This is a genomic window from Kribbella sp. NBC_01505 (assembly GCF_045040285.1).
GTDB lineage: Bacteria > Actinomycetota > Actinomycetes > Propionibacteriales > Kribbellaceae > Kribbella.
In genome coordinates this window covers 9,462,794-9,486,290 of the sequence record NZ_CP109425.1, presented here as the reverse complement: position 1 = coordinate 9,486,290, position 23,497 = coordinate 9,462,794, and the positions used below count along the sequence as shown (strand labels likewise).

The following is a 23,497-nucleotide window of genomic DNA, read 5'->3' as shown; positions in this document are numbered from 1 at the left end:
GCTGTGCGCCATGCGCAGCGGGGAAAGCGCTCCAAACAAGGCACGTGCGTTGATCACGTTCGTCGGCGTCAGCGTGCTGTCGGGTGCGCTCGCGGCGGGGCTGGCGATTCCGTTGGCCGGCTTCGCCGGGGTCAGTAGCGAGCAGGTCGTGAAGACGGTGCAGAACCTGCCCCGCGAGCTCGAGGTCGAGCCGGTCGCCGTCCGCAGCCGGATGCTGGCCGCGGACGGTTCGGTGATCGCGACCCTGTTCGAGCAGAACCGGGTCCCGGTCCGGCTGGACCAGGTCGCCCCGATCATGAAGACCGCGATCATCGCGATCGAGGACTCGCGGTTCTACGAGCACGGCGCGCTGGACCCGAAGGGGACCGTGCGGGCGATGATCCGCAACCACGGCAGTGGCGAGGTCCAGCAGGGCGGTTCGAGCATCACCCAGCAGTACGTGAAGCTCAGCCTGATCGAGAAGGCGCGGACCGCGGCCGAGCGGGCCAAGGCCACCGAGGTCTCGTACGAGCGCAAGCTGACCGAGCTGCGCTACGCGATCTCGCTCGAGAGCACGCTGACCAAGAACGAGATCCTCGAGCGGTACCTGAACCTGGTCAACTTCGGTGACGGGACGTACGGCGTACAGGTCGCGGCGCAGCACTATTTCCGGACCACCGCCGACAAGCTGACGTTGCCGCAGGCGGCGCTGCTGGCCGGCCTGGTGAAGAACCCGACCGGCTACGACCCGACCAACAACCTCAAGCGCGCCAAGAACCGCCGCGACGTGGTGATCCGGCGGATGCTCGAGCTCCAGGTGATCTCGATGCACCAGGCGAATCTGGCGCTGAAGGCCCCGGTGATCGACCGGGCCAAGGTCAGGCCGGTGCCGAACGGGTGCGCCAGCTCGCGGTATCCGTTCTACTGCGACTACGCCGTCGCGAAGCTGCTCACGAACACGTCGCTCGGCAAGACCGTCAAGGACCGCGAGCACTACCTGAAGACCGGCGGCCTGACGATCCGGACGTCGCTGGACCCGCGCACCCAGGCCGCCGCGCAGGCCTCGATCAACGCGCACACCAAGCCCACCGACACCGCGGTCGCGGCGATCACGATCGTCGAGCCGGGCAGTGGGCTGGTGAAGGCGATGGTGCAGAGCAAGCCGTACGGGAACGGCCGCAACCACACGAACTACAACTACAACGTCGAGAAGTCCTACGCCGGTGGGTACGGCGGGTTCCAGAACGGCTCGACGATGAAGGCGTTCACGATCGCGGCGGCGATCCAGGCCGGGGTGCCGCTGGACTACCGGATCAACTCGCCCCAGCAGATCGACCTGGGCGACAAGAAGTTCCGGACCTGTACCGGCTTCACCCGCGACCCCAACTACCACCCGCAGAACTCGACCAAGAGCGGCAACCTCACCATGGTCGAAGCCGCGCGGTACTCGACCAACACCTACTTCCTGCAGCTCTCGCAGCGGGTCGGTCTGTGCCCGATCGCCAAGGTCGCGTCGCGGCTCGGCATGTACAACGCGCAGACGCTGCAGCCGCTCGACCAGGTCATCTCGATGACGCTGGGCGTCGGCTACGTGACCCCGCTGCAGATGTCGAACGCGTACGCGACCTTCGCGGCCCGCGGCAAGTACTGCCGCCCGCTGGTCGTCACCTCGGTCCGGGACAAGGCCAACCGGCCGATCCGCAGCCCGAAGATCGAGTGCAACCAGGCGCTCGACGCCGGCGTGGCCGACGGCGTGAACAAGGTGCTCGGTGCGGTGATGGAGCCGGGCGGCACCGGTGGCAAGCTGAAGTTCGGCAACTGGGACCTGGCCGGCAAGACCGGAACCATCCAGGAGAACAAGGCGGTCTGGTTCGCCGGCTACGCCCCGAATCTCGCGGCCGCGGCGGTCGTCGCCGACGCCAACCTGCCCTACACGAACCTGATGTACGGCCACACGCTCGACGGTCGCGACATCCGTGACCCAACCGGCTCCGGAACCGCCGGCCCGCTCTGGCAGACCGCGATGAGCGGCGCCATGAAGGGCCTTCCGCTCCGGCATTTCGTCGAGCCGTCCAAGAAGATCATCAACGGCGACCGCACGGGCCTCCCCGATGTCGCCGGCCTGGACCGCACGGAAGCCACCAAGCTGCTCCGCAAGGCCGGCTTCGAGGTCACCATCGCCAACAAGCTGGTCAGCTCACCGGTCGCCACCGGCAAGGTCGCCTACACCGACCCGCGCACCGACGCTGGCGCCACCAAGGGCTCCCTGGTCACCATCTACCTGTCCAAAGGCCCCTCCAGCCCCTAAGTCACAGGGGCCGAAGATCTGAGCCGGGGATCCAGGTGATCCGGCCGTCGGGGTCGCAGAAGCGGCCGAGCCACTCGCCGTTGTGCCGGATCCAGACATCCAGCTCACCGGAAGCCCACTCCGCCCGCTGAACGGCCTGCGCCGGATCAACCCGCCGTACGGCGTCGGCGGGGCGCGGGCCGTGCGTGTCGTACTGCACCTCGAGGTCGGAGGCCATCCGCACGGCCTCCACCTCCGTGCCGAGACCACTCGCACGCCAACCATTGACCGCGCCGTCCCAGACCCCGAACCCATCGGATCCGTCATCTGCGGGGCGCACCGTGAACCGACCAAGCATATTTTCAGATTAGCCGATCATCGAACATATGTTCTAGTCTTGATCCGGTGAGGGGGTGTGTGCATTGAGTGTCGGCTCAGATGTCACTGTGCTTTCAGATGTCACTGTGCTTTCAGATATCAAAGCCTCCGGAGATCTCGAGGGACTGGGCGTTGATCCAGCGGGTGTCGTCGGAGAGCAGGGTGGCGATGACGTGGCCGACCTCTTCGGGTTCGCCGACGCGGCCGAGGGCGGTGCGGGCGGCGAGGTGGGCCTCGAAGTCGGGGGTCAGGCCGCCGCCGAGTTCGGTGCGGATCGGGCCGGGGGAGACCGAGTTCGCGCGGATCCGGCGGTCGCCGAGCTCCTTGGCGAGGTAGCGGGTCAGGACTTCGACGCCGCCCTTGAAGATGGCGTAGGGGGCGACGCCCGCGGTGGCGACCCGGGTGGTGGCGCTGCTCAGGTTGACGATGTGGCCGCCGTCGGCGATCAGCGGCAGCAGGGTCTGGGTGAGGAAGAACGGGCCCTTGAGGTGCACCTGGAAGAGCCCGTCGAACTCGTCCTCGGTGACGGTGACGATCGGGTTGTAGAGGCCGTAGCCGGCGTTGTTGACCAGGTAGTCGAAGTCGGTCCGGCCCCAGGTCTCCTGCAAGGTGTCGCGGACCGTCGCCGCGAAGGCCGGGAACGACGCGGTGTCCGTGACGTCGAGCCGCAGCGCCACGGCCGTGCCGCCGTCCGCCGTGATCTTGCCGACCACGTCAGCCGCTGCCTGCGGGTTGTTCTTGTAGGTGACGATGACGCCCAGGCCGCGCTGCGCGCAGGCGAGTGCGGTGGCGGCGCCGATGCCACGGCTGCCGCCGGTGATGATGACGAGGTTCATGAGCCTCAGTCAACGGCCGCGGCGACGACCGCAGAAGGTCGAGTCTTCCTAGGAGCACTACACCCAGGATGCGAGTACGGCGGCGCTCGGCGAACCGCACGCGGCGGTCGCCACAGTCAGCTGCTGGCCCGGTGTGCTCCGGACGTCGAACGTCTGGAAGCTCAACTCCAGCAGCCCGGCCTCGGGATGCCGAATCGTCTTCCGGGTCACCGTCAGCCCGGCAACACTCTGGTCGTCCCACAAACTCCGGAACAACGGACTGTCGCCGTACAGGCGTGTCACCAGACTCGTTACCTCAGGATGCGGCGGGGTGAAGCCGGCCGACAACCGCAGCGCGCTCACCGAAGCGCGGACGACCTCGTCCCAATTGCCGTAGAACTCCGCCGCGAACGGATCCAGGAACAACGCGGCCAGCACGTTCTCCTCCACACCCTGCAATGGCGTGATGAGCTGCGCGGCAGCCGGGTTGGCAACAAGCACCCGGAACGCCGGATTCGTCACGTACGCCGCTGCGTCCGCGAAGGCCGCCATCGTCTGCAGCAACTCCGGCGCAATGGACTCGCCCGTGTGATCGACGCCCGGCGCCAACCGCGCCAGCCGAAACAAGTGCTCCCGCGCATCCGCCTCAAGCCGCAACGCCCGGCAGATCGCCTCCACCACCTGAGCAGACGGCGTCCGCTCCCGCCCCTGCTCCAGCCGCGCGTAGTAGTCGGCGCTGACCCCGGCCAGCACCGCAACCTCTTCCCGCCGCAACCCAGCCACCCGCCGCGCGCCAACACCCGCGAAGCCGGCCTCCTGCGGCGTCAAGCGCGCACGGTGAGCCCGCAGAAACTCACCCAGCTGGTTAGTCATCCCTCCGGATCCTACGCGCCGGCTGTGCTGTCCATCCGCGTTGCAGGTGACCGGGTCGGCTGGCATGCTGGGGCGGTTTCCGGGGAGGTCTGGTTGAACCGAGTGACCGATGCGTCGTCCCGCTATCTGCTCCACGCGCGCGTTCTGTGGCGCGCGGCGCCGCTGTGGTCGACGCTTTCGCTACTGCTGACCCTGCTCGAAGCGGCGATCCGGACCCTGCTGATGGTCGCCATCGGCCAGTTCGTCGGATCGCTCGCGAGCTCTGCCGACCGCGCAGCCTGGCGCTGGCTCGTGGTGCTCGCGATCCTGCTGGTGACCGGCCCGGTGGTGCAGTCGTTGCTGTCGATGGTGATCGCCAGGGGATCGGCGGCCTACCTGGCCTACGTGCTCGACCTGGTCGCCGAGGTCGGCGTGTATCCGCGCGGAATAGCTCACCTGGACACGGCCGACTACTCGGGACGCCTGCGCGCGGTCGTGGACGCGACGCGGGACTGGTCGTTCGTGACGAGCGTCGGCTCGACCTGGTCGATCATCGGCCCCCGGCTGGCCGGTGTCGGCGCGATCATCGTCCTGCTGCCGTGGCGGTGGTGGGTTCCGTTCGTGGTCGCGGGCTCGTTCCTGCTGGTCTCGCACGTGTTCATGAGCTGGATCAGCCTCGCCTTCGACAAGTTGCTGGAGGCAACAGGCGACGGCCGCCGCCGGGCCGGCTATCTGCGCGGCCTCCTGACCCGGACCGAGTCTGCGAAGGAGGTTCGGCTGTTCGGCCTCACCGACTGGCTGGCCGACAGCTACCGATCCACCTGGTCCGAAGCTATGACGCGGTTGTGGCGAGAGCGGCGGAGCGGGCTCGGCCCGGTTCTGCTTGCTTGCCTGGTGATGGCGCTGGTGGTCGGTGGCGCCTTTGCGTTGATCGGTGTCGATGTCGTGGCCGGATCGGTCTCATTGGCCGCCGCGGTCACGATGATCCAAGCAATCCTCCGGCTGCAGAACTTCGGCGTACTAGGTGACGCCGGTACGGCGCTCGCCCGCAACACCTCGACTCTCCAGGCACTCGCGGGTCTTCGCCGCGAACTGGGATTGCCCGCAGCCGAGCCCGGCGCGGAGCCAGCGTCGGTACGAGCGTCCGGCGAATCAGCGGCCGAGGTACAGCTCGATCACGTGAGCTTCGGATATCCGAGCCGGACGACCCGCGCGGTGAACGACATCAGCTTGCGGATCGAGGCCGGTCAATCGGTCGCGATTGTCGGGGTCAACGGCGCCGGGAAGTCGACCCTGATCAAGCTGCTGTGCGGGCTGTACGAACCCGACGAAGGCTCCGTCCGGGTGGCCGGTGCGGATCCGGCCGTCGATGAGACAGCCCGTCGACGGGTGGCGGTGATCCTGCAGGACTTCGTCCGCTATCACCTGCCGCTGCGCGACAACGTCGTACTCGGTGGGGAGGCCAGCCAGGACACGCTTGACCGTGCGCTGGCCGATGCCGGTGGGTCAGCGCTGCTCGATCGGCTCGAGCACGGTTGGGACACCGTGCTGTCCGCGGAGTACGACGGTGGCACCGATCTGTCCGGTGGTCAGTGGCAGCGAGTCGCGCTGGCGCGTGCTTTGGCCGCAGTGGCCGGTGGCGCCGGGGTGCTGGTCCTGGACGAGCCCACTGCTGCGTTGGACGTACGCGCCGAGGCCGCGCTGTTCGACCGGTTCCTCGAGGTGACCCGCGGCGTGACCACCATCCTGGTCAGCCACCGGCTGTCCAGCGTCCGGCATGCCGACCGCATCGTCGTACTGGCTGATCCGGCTGAGGGTGGCGGCGGCATCGTCGAGGACGGCAGCCATGACGATCTGATGCGTCGCGGCGGGCAGTACGCCGAGATGTTCACCCTGCAGGCCCGCCGGTTCGGCCAGACCGGATCGGAGTCGCGATGAGGCAGGCATGGCGGGGGATGTGCTTGGTGATCGTCACGGCGATCCGGGTCGGTCCGTGGCAGTCGGTGCTGTGTCTGTTCGAGACCCTCGGCAAGGTGCTGGCGGCCTTGTCGCCGTTGTTCGTCGGGATCTTCGCGAGCGGCGCGCTCGAACAGGACCTTGGCCGGATGCTGTTCGCAGCCGCCGCGCTGGTCGGCGCCACCGCGGCGAACACGGCCCTCCAAGCCGTCGGCGTCAATGCGCGTGTTCAGCAGATGGAGCTGGTCGGCCACACCTTCGATGCGCAGATCGCCGAGATCACCGCTCGGATCCCGACCCTCGACCACCTGGAGACGGCCCGCTACCTCGACGAGCTGCAGATCCTGCGGGAGAACGAGAACGCGCTCGGCGGTGCGCTCAACACCGTGATCAATACCTTCAATACCTTGGCGTTCGCGATCAGCATCCTGCTTGTCGCGGTCAGCGCCGACTGGCGGCTGCTGATCCTGATTGCCGTCGGGGCCGCGCGGCTGCTCACCGCGAAGTGGTCGCTGCGCTGGGAGAAGACGGCCGAGGAGGACAGTGCCGCGGACGGTCGGCTGAGCCGGCATCTGATCGACCTCACCAGCTCGCCGGTCGCGGGTGCGGAGACTCGCATCTTCGGCCACCAACGCCAGTTGCGTCAGCGGATCATGACGTCCGTGACCAACTGGCGGCGGCCGGTGGTCCGCTCCGCCGATCGCAATGCCGCGCTGTCGGCCGCGCATACGGTTCTGTTCTTCGCCACCGCCGTCGTGCTCCTGATCTGGATGACCCGCGACCTACTCGCAGGGACTGTCTCGATCCAGTCCCTGGTGATCGCGGTCGGCGTACTCCAATCGCTCCAGACCGTCAGCTCGTCCTTCGTCGGCGCGATCGGCGACCTCGCCAAGGTGGGTCGCAACTGCGCCCGGTTCCTGTGGCTCCGGGACTACGAGGCTGAGGTGTCCGCGGTCCACACCGGTCGTCAGATGCCGCCGGACCGGCTCCAGGACGGGATCCGGATCGAAGGCCTCAGCTATTCGTACGGCGACTCCGGCCGCGACTCGTTGACCGACATCAGCCTGCACCTGCCGGCCGGTGCTGTCGTGGCGCTCGTCGGTGAGAACGGAGCCGGTAAGTCCACGCTGGTGAAGCTGCTCGCTGGTCTCTATCGGCCGGTTCAGGGCCGGATCCTCGTCGACAACCAGGACCTGGCCGAGGTCGACCTGACGGCCTGGCGCGCTCGGATGTCCAGTGCCTTCCAGGATTACGCCAAGCTCGAGCTCACGGCACAACGCAGCGTCGGTGCCGGCGAGATCGCCGTACTGGACAACCAGGAACGCGTGCACCAAGCACTACATGCGGCCGCTGCCGAGGACGTTGTGATCGCTCTTCCAAATGGCCTGGGCACTCAGCTCGGCACCACCTGGCCGGGCGGGGTCGACCTCTCCGGTGGTCAGTGGCAGCGGATCGCGATCGCTCGCGGCATGATGCGCCAAGCACCACTCCTGCTGCTCCTCGACGAGCCGACCTCCGCCCTGGACGCCGCCACCGAACACGAGTTGTTCGAGCGCTATGCGACCGCCGCCCGGCAGGCGAGCCGCGGCGGGGGAGTGACGCTGCTGGTGACACACAGGTTCTCCACCGTCGCGGCCGCTGACCTCGTCGTCGTACTCGACCAAGGCCGAGTGAGCGAGGTCGGCACCCATGCGGAGCTGATCGCGAACCGCGGGCACTACGCCGAGCTGTACGAACTCCAAGCCCGCGGCTACCGCTGAAGCGTCAGTTGCGGTAGCGGAAGATGATCCGGCCGCGGGTGAGGTCGTAGGGGCTGAGCTCTACCAGGACGCGGTCGTCGGGGATGATCTTGATGTAGTTCTTCCGGATCTTGCCGCTGATGTGGGCGAGGACCTGGTGGCCGTTGGTGAGTTCGACGCGGAAGGTCGCGCCGCGGAGCGACTCGACGACGATGCCGTCGAGTTCGAGGGCGCCTGCTTTTCTGGGCATGGTCAGGCCTTTCCGTGCACTAGTTCGAGGTTGCCGCCGGTGCGATGAGCGCCGAAGCTCTCGAACAGGGCCAGCGCGGCCGCGTTGGTGTCGTTGACCTCGGCGGCGACCGTCTCGATCCCGGCGAGGTGCAGGCGGGTCAGCATGTTGCTCAGCAACGCGCGGGCGATTCCGGTACGGCGCTCGTCGGCCCGGACCGCGATCAGCCCGATCCGGGGTTGCCGGGTATACGTCGCCAGCCGGAGCAGGCCGACGTACTGGTTGTTGCGGTGGGCAACCGTGTACTTCGACGGGTCGGTCGGTGTGGTTCCGCCTTGCCAGGGCAGGACTTCGGCGGGCATCGTCTGCCAGTCCAGCTCGCGGCGAAGCGCCTGGTCCAGCTCGCGAAGTGGCTCTTCCTCCGGGGTCGTGATGACGACGCCAGGTGCGGTGTCGAACTGGCCGGTCGGTACGACGAATTCGCGTTCGCGGCGCCAGATCGTGAAACCGGCGCGTTGCCAGCTCGCGGCCAGGTCATGGTCGGTCTCGTCGACCACGGTGTACAGCGGTGCTGCCTGATCGGCCAGCATCGCGTCGGCGAGCCGGTCGAAGACGGTCTCGCGCCAGGTGTCGATGCTGAGGAAGGTCCGGCCGTCGAGCCGGCGCGAGGCGTGACCGCGGCCGACGACGAGGTCGTTCTCCACGGCGTGCCACTGGTTCTCCGCGACCCGGGAGATCGTGCAGAGCAAAGAGTTCACAGGTGTGTCCTTTCGGGAGTGCCGAATTTCTCGGGGCGCTCCCGGCGACACCTATGTCAATCGCCCGCCCGTGACCACGAGAAGGAGAGCACCCACTGCGCTACTGCGTTCATGGGTTCCCACCTCCAAGCGTGCTGTCACGGACCAGGGAACGGTACCAACGCACTCGCCGTACCCGCCAATGGTTTTTCCGCGGCATAGGATTCTCGGATGACCGACGCGGAGACGACCAGGATCGTTGCCTGGAGCGCTGAACTCCGCCTGGTCCACACCCGCATCCGGGCAGCTCTGGAGGTCACTCGGCAGGCTGTCCGGGACGGGATCTCCAGCGCGCAGGTGAGCCGCGACCTGCTGCTCTACTGTCATGGGTTCTGCGCGGCGCTCGACGGTCATCACCAGGGCGAGGACCGGGCTCTGTTCCCGGCGATCGAGGCCGCGCATCCGGAGCTCGCTCCAGTACTGCGCTCACTCACGCAGGACCACTCGATGATCTCGCACCTGCTGCAAGGACTGCGCGAGGCGGTCGATCGATCGGCGCCTCCTGTCGAGCTGGATCAACACCTCGAAGGCGTGGCCGCGATCATGGAGAACCACTTCCGGTACGAGGAGAAGCAGTTGCTCACCGTCCTGGCGGACCTGGAGCTGCACGCCGCCGTACCGGATGTGCTGGGACCGCTTTAGCCGACCAGGAGCGGCAGGGTGGAGTAGCCGCGGATCACCCGGGACTTCCGCCAGGTCGGGGCGTCCTCCGATCGCTGGAGCTTCGGAAGTCTGGTGGCGAGCTCGGTGAAGGCGATCTGGGCCTCGAGTCTGGCGAGCGGGGCGCCCAGGCAGTAGTGGATGCCGCTCGCGAAGGACAGGTGCTCGGCTTGGCGGGGACGGGTGATGTCGAAGACGGCGGGGTCGCTGAAGACCCCGGGATCCCGGTTGGCGGCGGCCAGGATCAGCATGATCCAGCTACCCGCGGGCACCTCGGCACCGCCGATCGACACCGCCTCGTGCACGAATCGGCTCGTGTTCTGCACCGGCGGGGCGAAGCGCAGGACCTCTTCGACGACGGCGGGCGCGCGCTCCGGCTCGGTGCGGAGCAGCTCCCACTGGTCCGGATGGTCGAGCAGGGTGGCGATGCCGTTGCCGATCAGGTTGACGGTCGTCTCGAACCCGGCGATCAGCAGCAGTCGCGCGGTTGTCTGCAGCTCGTACGGCGTGATGCCGTCGGGGGTCGCGGCGACGAGGTAGCTGATCACGTCGTCGGCCGGGTGGGCCCTCTTCAGCGCGATGAGTTCGCTGAACAGCTCGTGGAGTTCGGCGTTGGCGGTGGCCAGTGCGGCGGCTTCTTCCGGAGAATCGATGCCCGACAACGCCGAACCGACCACGGTGCCGTGCTCGGACAGCCGGTGCACGTCCGCGTCCGGGATGCCCATCAGTGTGGTGATGACACCGATCGGGAGCGGCGCGGCGAAGTCGGCGATCAGGTCGAACGGGCGGCCGTCCGCGGCCTTGCGCTCGATACCGGTGATCAGGTCGCGGGTGAACTCGGCGATCCGCTCGGCGTAGCCGGCCATCATCTTCGGCCGGAACGCCGGCGCCGCGAGCTGCCGCAGCCGGGTGTGATCCGGTGGTTCGCGCTCGAGGAAACCGAGGTCGAAGGTGTTGCCCGAGGTGTCCGGCGACGTCGGTCCCGGGTCGCCCGCCGGACGGACGCCGAAGCGCCGATGATCGCGCAGAATCGCGTTGCAGACGGCGTAATCGGTGCTCAGCCACACGTCGTCGGACCCGACGACCGGTCCGCCGGCGCGCAGCTGCTCGTAGAGTTCGTACGGTTCGTCCGGGCCCAGAACGCATCGAACACAGTGGGATCGCTCATGGTGTCAGCACTCCTTGCGTGAACGTCGACAGGACCAGTTCGGGTGCGTCGCGAGGCGCGAGCCAGCCGCCTTGGACCAGCTCCCAAGCGGTGAACAACAGTGCGTGCAGAGACCGGACGAGCCACCAATCAGGCACACCCGGGCGAACGCCCCCGGCACCGGCGACGATCGCCGCGATCGGTGCGGTCAGCGCATCGGTCCGGGACGTGATGGCGTCGTCGGCGAAGACCTCCGGTTGCGCCATCAGCAAGGTCAGATACGCGCCGTACGGCAGGAGATCGACCACCGCCCGGCGGAGCGGATCCGGATCGGCCGGCGCGGCGGCGACCACCGCTTCGCTGATGTCGAGCGCCCGCGACGCGACGCCCACCAGGAGGTCGTGCCGGGTCGGGAACTGCTTGTGCAGCGTCGTCCGACCGATCCCCGCGGCCCTGGCGATCTCACCCAGGGAAGCAGCCGGATCCTTGGCGAGAACAGCCGCCGCCACGTCGAGAACAGCCGTCGCCGTCGTACCGCTCGCCGCCACGAGGTGAACACTCATGTTCACGACGGTACAGTGCTGTTCAGTGCTGTGGAAGGCTCAGTTTTCGAGGAAGTCGCGGATGGCGGCCGCGACGAGGTCCGGCCGGCCGCCGCCCTTCCGATTGGCGGCGCCCGCGTGGCTGAGCCCGCGGAAGGCCACCTGCTTCGCCTCGGTGACCTGCGTCAGGTGTTCCAGGGCGGCGGTCAGATATTTGGGCCCGACGGTTCCACCCAGCAACAGGAGCGGGCGATCGAGGGCAGCGAACTCGTCGAGGTGGCTGCTGGCTTCCTTCTCGAGGAGGAAGTCGTAGTGCTGGGTCGGGATGAGCTCGGCGAACGGAACCTCGTCGGCGTCGTCCGACGCGGATTCGTCGAGCAGCAGCTTCTTGACCAAGGTCTCCGCGACCTTCCGCGGGAGGAGTCGCAGGAAGCGCGGGCCAAGTCTGGCGCCTTTCAGGATGGTCACCATGGCCGCGGCCAGGTCACCGCGAGCGATGTCGCGCTCGTAGCGGGCGATGAAGGCGTCCGAGCCGTGGCCGGGAATCGTGAGCGCGGGCTCGTAGGCGATCACGGCCTCGACGCTGTCGAGCTTCAGCGCACACCACAGGGCGAGCGTCGCACCGGAGCTGACGCCGAACAGGTACTTGGCGCCGGTCGCCGCCAGCACCGCCGCGACATCTTCGACCTCCACAGCCAGGGCGTAGTGGTCACCGTGCGGCCCGCTCAGCCCGCGTCCCCGACGATCGACGGCATAGACGCTGAAGTGCTCCGCGAGCTGCTCCGCCAGTTCGGCGTAGTCACCGGAGTGCTCCATGCCGCCGTGCAGAAGAATGATCCCGGGGCCGCCCCCGGTCTGTCGGAACCCGATCGTGGTCCCGTCGCTCGATCGGACCTGCATCTTCTCCATGAGGTTGATGGTGCCAGACGATCAGGGGCTGGTCAGTGCGGTCCAGCCGTGCTCGAGGAGGTCGAAGGCGCGGTCGACGGACTCCTCGGGGGCGGCCCTCCGCTGCTGGAGGAATCTGGCCGCGAGGGCGAAGTGGGCCAGTGCCGCGCAGGCTGGGTCGTCTTCGGGGAGGCCTTGTGCTTCGGCGATCGCGTGGGCCAATGACGTCTCGTGGCGCATCCAGAGCCGCTGGCCGTACTCGATCAACGCGGGCGTGGAGTGGATGAGTTCCCGCATCTGCCCGATGGCCGGGTCCTGGCTGCGATCGTCCATCCCGCGGGCGATGTATTCGCGCAGCGCGGTCACCACCGACCGGCCCTCCGGACGGTCGCGAACCGAACTCACCAAGGCGGCTTCCCGGGCCTCGTCCTCGTCGAAGACCAGCGCCTCCTTGCCGGGGAAGTGCTTGAACAGGGTCGCGGTCGAGACGTCGGCGGCCTCGGCGATCTCCCGGACGCCGACCTGGTCGAAGCCGCGGGCGACGAACAGCTTCAGCGCGGCATCGGCCAGCGCCTTGCGGGTCGCGGCCTTCTTCCGTTCCCGCCGTCCGATCGTCGTCTCGGTCACGAGGCGAACTTTACCGCAACGGATTGAAAAGTAGAACGGTTGTACTTTCAGAACCGCTCTGTTTGACTGAAACGGCCCTCCAACCCTTCAGGAGATCCCATGCGCAAGCATCTGCTGTTCGTCGCCACCGCGGCGTCCGGCCATATCAATCCGACCCTGCCGCTCGTCGAGGCGTTGATCAGGCGCGGCCATCGCGTCACCTATCCCGTGCCGGACGCATTCACCGACCAGGTACGGCGGACCGGGGCCGACGTCGTGCCGGCCCCACCGCTCGTCTTCGGCTCAGGTGGTCCGCGGGGTGGGAAGTTCGAGTTCACGGCCGAGGTGGTGGAGCGCATGGCGGGCGGTTTCGCTGACGGCCTGGGGGCGAAGGTCGAGCCGCTGGTCGAGCGGTTCGCCGACGCGCCGCCGGACGCTGTCTGCTACACCTCGATGGCGATCGAGGGAGCCGCGGTCGCCGGCATCCTCGGCGTACCGGGTATTCAGCTGTATCCGAGCTACGCGTCCAACGAGCACTACGCCGTCCGCGACGAGTTCCTGCCGACCGACGCCGAGCCGCGCGCCGCCGTACTGGAGGCGATGGAGCGGGTCGCGGCACGCCTGCGCAGCCGGGCTGAGGAGTTGGGTGTCCGGCGTGACATCGGGGGGTTCTTCGCACCGCCGCCCGAGGACCTCAATCTCGTCTTCATCCCGCGCGAGTTCCAGTACGCCGGTGACACCTTCGACGGCCGGTATCACTTCATCGGCCCGTCCCGGCGCACTGACAGCGCAGCGGGGTGGGAGCCGCCGACCGGCGATCGCCGGCTGCTCTTCATCTCACTGGGGACGGCCTTCAACACCGATGCCGACTTCTTCCGGCGTTGTCTCGAAGCCTTCGGTGACACGGACTGGGACGTTGCGATGGCCATCGGCACCAAGGTCACGGCGGCTGACCTCGGGACTGTCCCTGACAACTTCGACGTCCGGCCCTTCTTCCCGCAGCAGGCTGTCCTGGAGCATGCCGCGGCGTTCATCACCCATGCGGGAATGAACTCGGTGATGGAAGGAGGCTGGCACCAGGTCCCGATGGCGGCTGTGCCGCAGATGCCCGAGCAGGCTGCCAATGCGCGCCGGATTTCCGAGCTCGACCTCGGCACGGTCGTCGGCGACGGGGGGCTGCGGGAGGCCGTGGACGCCGTCGTCGGCGATCCGAAGATCAAGGTCGGACTGGCCGCCGTACGGCGAGCTGTCGACGACGCAGGTGGTGCCGACGCAGGTGTCGACGCCATCGAGAAATACCTACTGAGGTAGAGCCTGCTCTACCGCGCCCCCGGGCGTCAGCGGCAGTGCGGTCGTCGTTCTCCTTGCCTAGCTTGAAGACATGATGCAGATCCTCTTGTCAGTGGCGCTGGCGACGACCGCGCTGATCACCCCCGCGAACACCCTGCAGCGCGACACCGACGCGATCCGCGCGACGGGAGCGACCGGCGTACAGGCTCGGGTGTCTTCCGGGTCCGGTACGGCGACCGCCGTGAGCGGGGTCGCCGATGTGGCGACTGGGCGACCGGTGTCGGCGGATGGCTTCTTCCGGACCGGGAGCAGTACGAAGACCTTCACGGCGACGGTGATTCTCCAGCTGGTGAACGAGAAACGGCTCTCGCTGGACGACTCCGTCGAGCGCTGGCTACCGAAGGTTGTCCAGGGCAACGGAAATGACGGCCGCCGGATCACGGTGCGGAACCTGCTGCAGCACACGAGCGGGATCCACGACGACGTCCCCAGTCCCTCGACGCCGGCGGAGTACCGGGCGCATCGGTACGACGTCGTCAGCGGACGCTCGCTGGTCAAGCGAGCGATGACCCATCAGCCGGACTTCCAGCCCGGAACGGATTGGGCGTACTCGAACACCGGCTACCTCCTGCTCGGCATGATTGCCGAGCGCGTCACCGGCCACAGCTGGTACGACGAGGTCCAGGCGCGCGTGATCCGGCCGCTCGGCCTGCGGCACACCTACTGGCCCGGCCTCCGGGCGGGAATCGCGGCGCCGCACTCCAAGGGCTACCAGATGTGGGCGGGAGGGCAGCCGACCGATGTCACCGTCAGCCGGAGGGCGTACATGGCGGGCCCAGCAGGTGGTCTCGTCACCACGACCGCGGACCTCACCAAGTTCTTCCAGGCACTGATTGGCGGCCGGCTGCTGCGCCCAGCCCAGCTCGCCGAGATGCAGCAGACGATCCCGGTCAAGGGGCAGCTCGCCGAGGTCTGGCCCGGCGCTCGGGACGGCCTCGGCCTGTTCTCGCGGCCGCTGAGCTGTGGCGGCGTCTACTGGGCCCACAACGGCGACATCCTCGGCTACATGACCCGCAACGGCTTCACCGCCGACGGCAGGTCGGTCGTCGTCTCCGTCTCGACCGAACGCGATGACACCTTCGAGCACGCCCTGGCCCAGGACAAGGCCGCCGGCGACCTCATCGATCACGCCCTCTGCGCGACCCACTGACCACGAGTCAGCTCGTACTGCCCTGCCGCATGTTCAGCCCCCGAGTTTCGCGTCGGGAGTGCTGGGCGTGCACCCCCTGCGGTGGGTGTGAACAAGTTATGACTTGTTCACACCCACGAGTTCCTGTTCAAACCCCCAACTGGTACGCCATCGGGTCATCCCTAGCGTTCGATTCTGTCGAAAGGATGTTCTATTCTTGGTCGGGACGGGAGGTGGTCGCGGTGGGGTACAACAATCCGCCGATCAAGTGGTCGGAGTTGGAGCGTCGGTTGTCGGATCGGTCGCGGCCGGGGAGTCATGGCGGGCGGCCGGTGACGGCGGATGGTGGGGACAGTCCGGCGTGGTCGCAGCATCGGGGGCCTTATGTGCCGTCGAAGGTCGAGTGGGGCAAGTCTTCGGTGGCATATGCGGAGCTGCATGTGCACTCGAACTACTCCTTCCTGGATGGGGCGTCGCAGCCGGAGGAGTTGGTCGAGACTGCGGTGAAGCAGGGGCTGCATGCGTTGGCGTTGACGGATCACGACGGGTTCTACGGGGCGGCCCGGTTCGCCGAGGCCGCAGCGGCGTACAAGTTGTCGACGGTGTTCGGGGCGGAGCTGTCGCTCGGGCTCACCGGCCCGCAGAACGGGGTGGCGGATCCGGAGGGGAGCCATCTGCTGGTGCTTGCCGAGGGGCAGGAGGGGTATCACCGGCTGGCCGGCGAGATCACCTACGGGCAGCTGGAGGGTGGCGAGAAGGGGAAGCCGATCTACGACCTGGAGCGGCTGGCCGCGAAGGGCAAGGACAGCTGGGTGATCCTGACCGGGTGCCGCAAGGGCCTGGTGCGGCAGGGGCTGGAGCAGGGCGGGCCGGCATCGGCGGGCGCGGAGCTGGATCGGCTGACGCGTCTGTTCGGCAAGGAGCGGGTGGTGGTGGAGCTGACCGATCACCATCTGCCGGAAGACACCACGCGGAATCGGATCCTGGCCGGGCTGGCCGCCGATCGCGGCCTGCCGGTCGTTGCCACCAACAACGTTCACTACGCGATCCCGGCCCAGCACAAGCTGGCTGCCACGCTGGCCGCGGTCCGGGCCCGCCGCGACCTGGACGCGATGGACGGCTGGCTACCGCCCAGCGGGATGGCGTTCCTGCGCACCGGCGAGGAGATGGCCTACCGCTTCCGCCGGTACGACGGCGCTGTCGCGCGATCGGTCACGCTTGCCGACCAGCTCGGGTTCGACCTGGGCCGGGCCAAACCGAAGCTGCCGTTGCGTGACGTCCCGGCCGGCCACGACCCGAACAGCTGGCTGGAGTACGTCACCCTCAAAGGCGCCGCCCGGCGGTACGGGACCCGCAAACAGCGCCCGGATGCGTACGAGCGGCTGGAGCGGGAGCTGGCCGTGATCAAGGCGAAGGGCTTCCCCGGGTACTTCCTGATCGTCCACGACATCGTCAGCTTCGCCCACGACAACGGGATCCTCTGCCAGGGCCGCGGCTCGGCGGCGAACTCGGCCGTCTGTTACGCGCTCGGGATCACCGCGGTGGACAGCATCCTCTACAACCTGCCGTTCGAGCGCTTCCTCGCCTCGACCCGCGCCGAGGAGCCGGATATCGACGTCGACTTCGATTCCGACCGGCGGGAGGAGGTGATCCAGTATGTCTACGGCAAGTACGGTCGCCAGAACGCCGCCCAGGTGGCGAATGTGATCTCCTACCGCCCGAAGTCCGCCGTGCGGGATGTCGCCAAGGCGCTGGGGTATTCGGTCGGTCAGCAGGACGCGTGGTCGAAGCAGGTGGATGGGTGGAGCCCTGAGATCACCTCGACCGAGCACGACATCCCACCGCGGGTGGTGACGATGGCGACCGCGCTGCTGAAGTTCCCGCGGCACTTAGGCATCCACTCCGGCGGCATGGTGCTGACCGAGCGGCCGGTCGGGGAGGTGGTGCCGATCGAGCATGCCCGTAAGGAGAAACGCACGGTCCTGCAGTGGGACAAGGACGACTGCGCGTGGATGGGCCTGGTGAAGTTCGACCTGCTCGGCCTCGGCATGCTGGCCGCGTTGCAATACTGCCTGGACATGGTGCGCGAGCAGCTGGGCGAGTCCTGGCTGCTGCACACGATCCCGAAGGAGGAGGCGGGGGTCTACGACCAGTTGTGCCGGGCCGACTCGGTGGGGGTGTTCCAGGTCGAGTCGCGGGCCCAGATGGCGACGCTGCCGCGGCTGAAACCGCGCAAGTTCTACGACCTGGTCACCGAGATCGCGCTGATCCGGCCCGGCCCGATCCAGGGCGGTGCGGTGCATCCGTATATCCGCCGCCGAACCGGCGAGGAGCCGATCACCTACCTGCACCCGAAGCTGCAGCCGGTGCTGGAGCGCACTCTGGGAGTGCCGCTGTTCCAGGAGCAGCTGATGCAGATGGCGATGGCGGTCGGCGAGATCGACGGTGACGAGGCCGACCTGTTGCGCCGGGCGATGGGCTCCAAACGCGGGGTCGAGAAGATCTCGTCGCTGAAGGCCAAGCTGTATGCCGGCATGGAGCGGAACAAGATCAGCGGTGACCTGGCCGACGAGATCTACGCCAAGATCGAGGCCTTCGCGAACTTCGGGTTCGCCGAGTCGCACTCGATCAGCTTCGCCCTGCTGGTGTATTCGAGCACCTGGCTGCGGTTGCACTACCCGGCCGCGTTCCTGGCCGCGCTGCTGCGCGCGCAGCCGATGGGGTTCTACTCACCGCAGTCCCTGGTCGCAGATGCCCGCCGGCACGGCGTCGAGGTACGGCGTCCTGACCTGCTCCGCTCGGAGATCGAGGCCGGGCTGGAGGTGCTGGTCGACGGCCAGGAGCTGACCGGCCCGACCGGTTCGCCGGACTGCCTGAAGGATCCTCAACCATCGGTCGGGCCGTTCGACGGATCGAAGCCGTTCGACTCCACCAGGCACCGGCGCGACGGCGCCTTCGCCGTTCGGCTCGGATTGGCGGAGGTCCGGACGGTGGGGGAGAAGGGGGCCACGCTGATCGTCGAGGAGCGGGAGCGCGGCGGCGACTACCGCGATATGGCCGACCTGGTCCGGCGGACCGGGATCACCGCCGCGCAGGTCGAGGCGCTCGCCACCGCCGGGGTGTTCGACTGCTTCGGGCTCGATCGGCGGCAGGCGCTGTGGGAGGCCGGGCGAGCCGCCGAGGAGCGCCCGGATCGGCTGGCCGGTGTCTCCACGGCCGGTCCACCACCGACCCTGCCGGGGATGAGCGACATCGAGACCGACATGGCCGACCTGTGGTCCACCTCGATCACCGCCACCAGTCATCCGATGCAGCGCGTCCGCGACCAGCTCCGCGCCGACGGCATCCTCTCGGCCGCCCAGCTCCGCGAGGTCCCGGACGGTACTCGGGTCCGGGTCGCCGGCGTGGTCACCCATCGCCAGCGCCCCGCCACCGCCTCCGGGGTCACCTTCATGAATCTGGAGGACGAGACCGGCATGGCCAACATCATCATCACCAAAGGCTGCTGGCACCGGCACGCCGCCGTTGCCCGCAACGCCACCGCCCTGATCATCCGCGGTCGCGTCGAACGTGCCGGCGAAGTCACCAACCTCTCCGCCGACCACCTCGAACGCCTGCCCCTCGCCACCCGGACGCCGTCCCGAGACTTCCGCTGATCAAAAGGAGTGGACCGCGACAGCCAGACTTGTAGCTATGCATTCTTCCCAGTTCGACGTGATCGTTGCCGGATGCGGACCGACCGGCGCGATGCTGGCTGCCGAGCTCCGGCTGCACGACGTACGGGTCCTGGTTCTGGAGCGGGAGACCGTGCCGGTGTCGTATGCCCGCCTGGTCGGTCTGCACATCCGCAGCATCGAGCTGATGGCGATGCGCGGCCTGCTGGATCGCCTGCTCGCGCACGGCCGGCAGCGTCCCGCCGGCGGATTCTTCGCCGCCATCCCCAAACCCGCGCCCGAGGGCCTGGACTCCGCCCACGCTTACCTGCTCGGCATCCCGCAGCCAGTCGTCGTCCGGCTGCTCGAAGAGCACGCGATCGCCGCGGGAGCGCAGGTGCGGCGTGGTGTCGCGGTGACCGGGTTCGAGCAGGACGACGACGGGGTGACCGTCGAGCTGACTGACGGCGAACGGGTGCAGTCGCGCTATCTCGTCGGCTGCGACGGAGGCCGCAGTACGGTCCGCAAGCTGCTCGGCGTCGGCTTCCCCGGCGAGCCCGCGCGGAACGAGACGCTGATGGGTGAGCTCGAGGTCGCTGCATCGCCAGAGGAGATTGCCGCCAAGGTCGCCGAGGTTCAGGAGACCAACAAGACCTTCAGCATCCGGTCCTTCGGTGAAGAGGTCTATCGCGTCGTCGTTCCGCTCCGAGGCATCAGCGAGGACCGCGCGGAGCCGACCCTCGAGGAGTTCAAGCAACAGCTACGCACGATCGCCGGGACCGATTTCGGCGTGCACGCGCCACGCTGGCTGTCCCGGTTCGGAGATGCGACCCGGTTGGCCGAGCATTATCGGGTCGGGCGGGTGCTGCTTGCCGGCGATGCGGCTCACATCCACCCGCCCACCGGCGGGCAGGGGCTCAACCTCGGCGTACAGGACGCTTTCAATCTCGGCTGGAAGCTGGCTGCGCAGGTCCGCGGCTGGGCACCGGAAACCCTGCTGGACAGCTACCAGACCGAGCGACGTCCGGTCGCTGCGGACGTGCTGGACAACACCCGCGCTCAGATGGAGCTGCTGTCCACCGAGCCAGGTCCGCAGGCGGTACGCCGATTGCTCACCGAGCTGATGGACATCGACGAGGTGAACCGCTACCTGATCGAGAAGATCACCGCGATCGCCATCCGCTACGACTTCGGCGCGGGCCCCGACCTGGTTGGCCGTCGGTTGCCCGACCTCGCCGTACAGGCTGGTCGTCTGTATGACCAGCTCCATCAGGGTCGCGGCCTGCTCCTCGACCTCACCGAACGGCTGACCGTCGGCGGCTGGTCGGACCGGGTCGACCACCTCGCTGACCCCACCGCGGCGCTGGATGTTCCGGGCGTCCTGGTCCGCCCCGACGGTCACGTCGCCTGGGTCGGCGACGACCAGCAGGAGCTGAACACCCAGCTCACGCGCTGGTTCGGGAAGTAGCGATCACATGGCTCCGGATCCGTCGCCGGCGATGTCCCGGCAACTGCAACGAACGGGCTTCGGGGTGCGTCTAGGGTGGGAGGTGATGATCATGATTCGACGATCCGGTACGGCGCTGGTGGCGGCCGCCGCCGCGGTGCTGGTTTTGGTTGCTTGTGGCAATGAATCTGGAGTGGGAGGAACCCCGACAGTGAATCCGTCCGACAGTGGTTCGAGTGAGCCGACCCCAACCCCGGGTGGCGCGGCGCCGACGGGGACACCGGGCGGTACGGCGGTGGAGCAGGCGAAGGCCGACCTGGTGAAGAAGCTCGGCGGTCAGGTGACCGTCGTCTCCGCCGAGGAGATCACCTGGTCCGACGGCAGCCTGGGTTGCCCGGAGTCGGGCATGCACTACACGCAGGCGCTGGTGAACGGGATGCGGATCGTCCTCGAGGCGAATGGCAAGCGCTACGAGTACCACTCGGGTGGCACACGACCGCCGTTCCTCTGTGAGAACCCGCAGCCCCGCTGACACACCCGAGCCCCGCGCCGATGGCCCTGCCAGTCGGTTAGGTTGAACCCAGGGGATCGCCGGGGGCGGCGTTGGGGCTGGGGAGGACTATGCGATGGCGATGTTTCTGTTGCTGGTGGCGGCCGGGCTGTCGGTCGTCGGACTGATCACCGACAACGACACGATGCTGCGCGTGAGTTGGGTGCTCTGGGGGCTCGGCCTGCTGGGTCTCCTGGTACGCCGACTACGCGGCCGGCGGAAGTTCCGCACCGTCGAGGAAGCGCAGGCGGCCGCCGACGAGGGCAATCCGCATGCGTATCGGACGCTGGCCGCGGTCGCGAAGCTCAACGGCGATCTGGTGGAGGCCGAACGTCTGCTGTTGCTGGCGGTCGACAAGGGCGATGTCGAAGCGATGTGGGACATGGGCCGGCTCTACGACCTCCGCGACGGTGACCTCGTCGCCGCCGAGCCCTGGTTCCGGATGGCGGCCGAGCACGGCCACTTCTTCGCGAAGCGCCTCTTCCGGCCCGGCAAGGCCCTCAACATGGACGGGACCACCCCGCTCTGAGCGGCGGGAGAGACATGCGGGCGGGAATCTTCGCGTTCATCACCCTCACGCTGGCCGTTGTGGCCAACGTCGTCCTTGCGGTCACCGGCAGCGGCACCTTCCTGTGGATCTGCGCCGTGCTCTATCCGGTCGGCCTGATCTTCGGTGCACTCGAGTGGGCCGAGCGCCGGAGAGCATTCCGTACGCCGGTCGACGCGGAGGCTGCCGACGTCCGGCAGCTCGGTCTCCGCGCGCAGGGCATCGGCGACCGGAAGGCGGCCGAGCGGCTGCTGCGGGTGGCCGCGGAGCAGGGCGATGTGGAGTCGATGTGGGAGCTGGCAACCCTGCTCATGCAGCGTGACGGCCTCGCTGCCGGTGAGCCTTGGGTCCAGCTGGCGGCCGAGAACGGTCACTCCCTCGCCCAGGCGTTCCTGAGGGCCCAGAAAAACTTTTGAAAGTCGGTGTATCACCGGGAGGACGCCCGGACTCCGCACTATGGAACGCCGTTGAACTGCTTCCGGGGGAAGGCAGTACGAGGGCCTCCGTGGGGGGAGGGGCTGACGCGGTGCGTGAGGAGTTTCGGTGGTCAGGCCGAAGCTTCTCCGCACCGCGTCAGTGCGTTGGCACCGGTCGCCGCCCCCTGCCAACTCACCTGACTGAGCTGGCAGGGGCCGGCTTGCCTGACCTCTCAGGTGGTGCTGTTGTGCGCGTCGCCGGGCTTGAGGATCGGGCCGACGCCCGGGATCGCCTGGCCGAGGGCGAACGCGAGCAGGCCGTCGGCGGCCTGCAGGGCGTTCTCGCCGGTTCGCGACATCCGCCCGGCGATCAGCCCGGCCACGAGCGGGGTGGAGAACGACGTACCGCTCCAGCGCGCCATGCCCTGGAACTTGCGGACCTCGCCGATGTGCGGCGGCTCGGTGCAGTGGTACTCGCCGGTGAGGAACGCGTTGATCAGGTGCTCGCCGGGGGAGTAGACGTCGACCCAGCCGCCGAAGTTGCTGAACGACGCCCGCTCGCTCTCGTTCTCCGCGAGTGCGCCGACGCCGACGGTCTCCGGGAACGCGGCCGGCCAGAAGTAGTCGCGGGTCGACTCGTTCCCGGCCGCGGCGACCAGGACCAGGCCGTTCACCCGGTTCAGCCGGGTCTCGATGAAGACGTCGAGCCCGAGCGGCGGCAGGTCGAATCTCGTCCGGGTCCCGGCCGACAGGCTGATGATGTCCGGCGCCAGGTCGAGCACCTCGTCGAGGGCCGCGGCCAGGTCGAACTCCCAGATCGCGCCGGCGGTGGTGAAGTAGCTCTGCACCACGACCTCGGTCTCCTTCGCCATCGAGCGAACGACACCGGCGATGAACGTGCCATGGCCGGCGTACGGCTTGATCAGCCCGGCCGAGTCGAACGCGTCCTCCGCCTCACCGGTGACGCCGTCCAGCCAGCCGGCCGCGGGCGCCGGGGACCAGCCGACGTCCAGTACGACGACCTTGACGCCCTGCCCGTTGGTCGACTTGTCCTCGATGTACGGCGATGGCGCGGCTCCGGGCTTGACCTGCTCGGGCTCGGTCGCCGGGCACGGGCTGACGCTCGGCGTCACGTAGAACAGGTGCTCCGGAGTCACGACTCCGCGGCCGAGCCGCAGGTCGGCGTACTTGAGGAACCGCTGCGTGGTCGAGCGGTCCTTCGGTGCGTCCGGCGGCACGTCAGAAGGCAGCAGCAGCCTGCTGGCGCCGTTGATCCCGCCGTCATCGGCCTTGCCGCCACCGAACAGCTCGATCACCCGCGGCAGGTCCTCGTCGCGCACCAGGACCACCCCGGTGCGGTAGATGTACTCCGCGCCGGACTCCTCCCACCTCTCCGGGAAGACCTCGACGCTCTTCGAGAGCTCCTTCAGGATCAGGTTGATCTGCGCGATGTACTTGCGATCCTCACCCTTGATCGGTCGTTTGTCCTGCTCTTCTGCGGCCATGGAATGGCGCCCCCCTCGAATCACT

Annotated in this window: 21 protein-coding genes; 11 read left to right on the top strand and 10 right to left on the bottom strand. The window is 68.1% G+C overall.

Features of this window, described 5'->3' with window-relative positions:
- The first annotated feature begins 10 nt into the window (after positions 1-10).
- On the top strand, positions 11-2,287 hold the full coding sequence (locus tag OG474_RS44185; protein ID WP_405059681.1) for a transglycosylase domain-containing protein: 2,277 nt from the start codon (positions 11-13) through the stop codon (positions 2,285-2,287).
- Between the two features lies 1 nt (position 2,288).
- On the opposite strand, the gene OG474_RS44180 is transcribed toward OG474_RS44185, so the two are convergent.
- From OG474_RS44180 to OG474_RS44170, 3 genes are all read right to left on the bottom strand, one after another.
- The gene (locus OG474_RS44180) at positions 2,289-2,624 is read right to left on the bottom strand and encodes a hypothetical protein (RefSeq protein ID WP_405059680.1); all 336 of its coding nucleotides are present in this window, start codon (positions 2,622-2,624) and stop codon (positions 2,289-2,291) included.
- Positions 2,625-2,736: 112 nt separating this feature from the next.
- Positions 2,737-3,480, bottom strand: coding sequence for an SDR family NAD(P)-dependent oxidoreductase (locus tag OG474_RS44175; protein ID WP_405059679.1), 744 nt, complete (start codon positions 3,478-3,480; stop codon positions 2,737-2,739).
- A gap of 57 nt (positions 3,481-3,537) precedes the next feature.
- Complete coding sequence (locus OG474_RS44170) at positions 3,538-4,332, bottom strand: helix-turn-helix transcriptional regulator (protein ID WP_405059678.1); 795 nt, start codon at positions 4,330-4,332, stop codon at positions 3,538-3,540.
- Between the two features lie 102 nt (positions 4,333-4,434).
- On the opposite strand from OG474_RS44170, the gene OG474_RS44165 reads away from it, so the two are divergent.
- The gene (locus OG474_RS44165; protein WP_405064680.1) at positions 4,435-6,249 is read left to right on the top strand and encodes an ABC transporter ATP-binding protein; all 1,815 of its coding nucleotides are present in this window, start codon (positions 4,435-4,437) and stop codon (positions 6,247-6,249) included.
- Positions 6,246-8,027 carry an ABC transporter ATP-binding protein gene (locus OG474_RS44160; protein WP_405059677.1) on the top strand — a complete coding sequence of 594 codons (1,782 nt, stop codon included), beginning with the start codon at positions 6,246-6,248 and terminating at the stop codon, positions 8,025-8,027. Before OG474_RS44165 ends, OG474_RS44160 begins: the two co-directional genes overlap by 4 nt.
- Positions 8,028-8,031: 4 nt before the next feature.
- Here OG474_RS44160 and infA read toward each other — a convergent pair whose 3' ends face one another.
- Complete coding sequence (gene infA, locus OG474_RS44155) at positions 8,032-8,256, bottom strand: translation initiation factor IF-1 (RefSeq protein WP_405059676.1); 225 nt, start codon at positions 8,254-8,256, stop codon at positions 8,032-8,034.
- Between the two features lie 2 nt (positions 8,257-8,258).
- Positions 8,259-8,993 carry a GNAT family N-acetyltransferase gene (locus OG474_RS44150; RefSeq protein ID WP_405059675.1) on the bottom strand — a complete coding sequence of 245 codons (735 nt, stop codon included), beginning with the start codon at positions 8,991-8,993 and terminating at the stop codon, positions 8,259-8,261.
- A gap of 210 nt (positions 8,994-9,203) precedes the next feature.
- Here OG474_RS44150 and OG474_RS44145 point away from each other — a divergent pair, with 210 nt between their 5' ends.
- The gene (locus OG474_RS44145) at positions 9,204-9,674 is read left to right on the top strand and encodes a hemerythrin domain-containing protein (RefSeq protein WP_405059674.1); all 471 of its coding nucleotides are present in this window, start codon (positions 9,204-9,206) and stop codon (positions 9,672-9,674) included.
- Here the strand turns inward: OG474_RS44145 and OG474_RS44140 are convergent.
- From OG474_RS44140 to OG474_RS44125, 4 genes are all read right to left on the bottom strand, one after another.
- Positions 9,671-10,759, bottom strand: coding sequence for a cytochrome P450 (locus tag OG474_RS44140; RefSeq protein ID WP_405059673.1), 1,089 nt, complete (start codon positions 10,757-10,759; stop codon positions 9,671-9,673). The two genes, OG474_RS44145 and OG474_RS44140, sit on opposite strands and share 4 nt — an antisense overlap.
- A 97-nt stretch (positions 10,760-10,856) precedes the next feature.
- On the bottom strand, positions 10,857-11,402 hold the full coding sequence (locus OG474_RS44135; protein WP_405059672.1) for a TetR/AcrR family transcriptional regulator: 546 nt from the start codon (positions 11,400-11,402) through the stop codon (positions 10,857-10,859).
- Between the two features lie 39 nt (positions 11,403-11,441).
- Positions 11,442-12,290: an alpha/beta fold hydrolase gene (locus OG474_RS44130; RefSeq protein ID WP_405059671.1), complete on the bottom strand. Its 849-nt coding sequence runs from the start codon at positions 12,288-12,290 to the stop codon at positions 11,442-11,444.
- A 21-nt stretch (positions 12,291-12,311) separates the two neighbouring features.
- A complete protein-coding gene (locus tag OG474_RS44125; protein WP_405059670.1) occupies positions 12,312-12,896 on the bottom strand; it encodes a TetR/AcrR family transcriptional regulator in 585 nt (194 codons plus the stop codon).
- 99 nt (positions 12,897-12,995) lie between these two features.
- Between OG474_RS44125 and OG474_RS44120 the strand changes: the two genes are divergently transcribed.
- The 7 genes from OG474_RS44120 (at position 12,996) to OG474_RS44090 (ending at position 21,967) form a co-directional block, all read left to right on the top strand.
- Positions 12,996-14,186, top strand: a complete 1,191-nt coding sequence (locus tag OG474_RS44120) for a macrolide family glycosyltransferase (protein ID WP_405059669.1) — start codon at positions 12,996-12,998, stop codon at positions 14,184-14,186.
- Between the two features lie 70 nt (positions 14,187-14,256).
- Positions 14,257-15,375: a serine hydrolase domain-containing protein gene (locus OG474_RS44115; RefSeq protein WP_405059668.1), complete on the top strand. Its 1,119-nt coding sequence runs from the start codon at positions 14,257-14,259 to the stop codon at positions 15,373-15,375.
- Between the two features lie 221 nt (positions 15,376-15,596).
- Positions 15,597-19,010 carry an error-prone DNA polymerase gene (locus tag OG474_RS44110; RefSeq protein ID WP_405059667.1) on the top strand — a complete coding sequence of 1,138 codons (3,414 nt, stop codon included), beginning with the start codon at positions 15,597-15,599 and terminating at the stop codon, positions 19,008-19,010.
- 37 nt (positions 19,011-19,047) lie between these two features.
- On the top strand, positions 19,048-20,475 hold the full coding sequence (gene rox / locus OG474_RS44105; protein WP_405059666.1) for a rifampin monooxygenase: 1,428 nt from the start codon (positions 19,048-19,050) through the stop codon (positions 20,473-20,475).
- Positions 20,476-20,566: 91 nt separating this feature from the next.
- On the top strand, positions 20,567-20,986 hold the full coding sequence (locus OG474_RS44100) for a hypothetical protein (RefSeq protein WP_405059665.1): 420 nt from the start codon (positions 20,567-20,569) through the stop codon (positions 20,984-20,986).
- Between the two features lie 94 nt (positions 20,987-21,080).
- A complete protein-coding gene (locus OG474_RS44095) occupies positions 21,081-21,533 on the top strand; it encodes a hypothetical protein (protein WP_405059664.1) in 453 nt (150 codons plus the stop codon).
- 14 nt (positions 21,534-21,547) lie between these two features.
- A complete protein-coding gene (locus OG474_RS44090; RefSeq protein WP_405059663.1) occupies positions 21,548-21,967 on the top strand; it encodes a hypothetical protein in 420 nt (139 codons plus the stop codon).
- Positions 21,968-22,200: 233 nt separating this feature from the next.
- On the opposite strand, the gene OG474_RS44085 is transcribed toward OG474_RS44090, so the two are convergent.
- A complete protein-coding gene (locus OG474_RS44085; RefSeq protein ID WP_405059662.1) occupies positions 22,201-23,472 on the bottom strand; it encodes a S8 family peptidase in 1,272 nt (423 codons plus the stop codon).
- Positions 23,473-23,497: the final 25 nt, after the last annotated feature.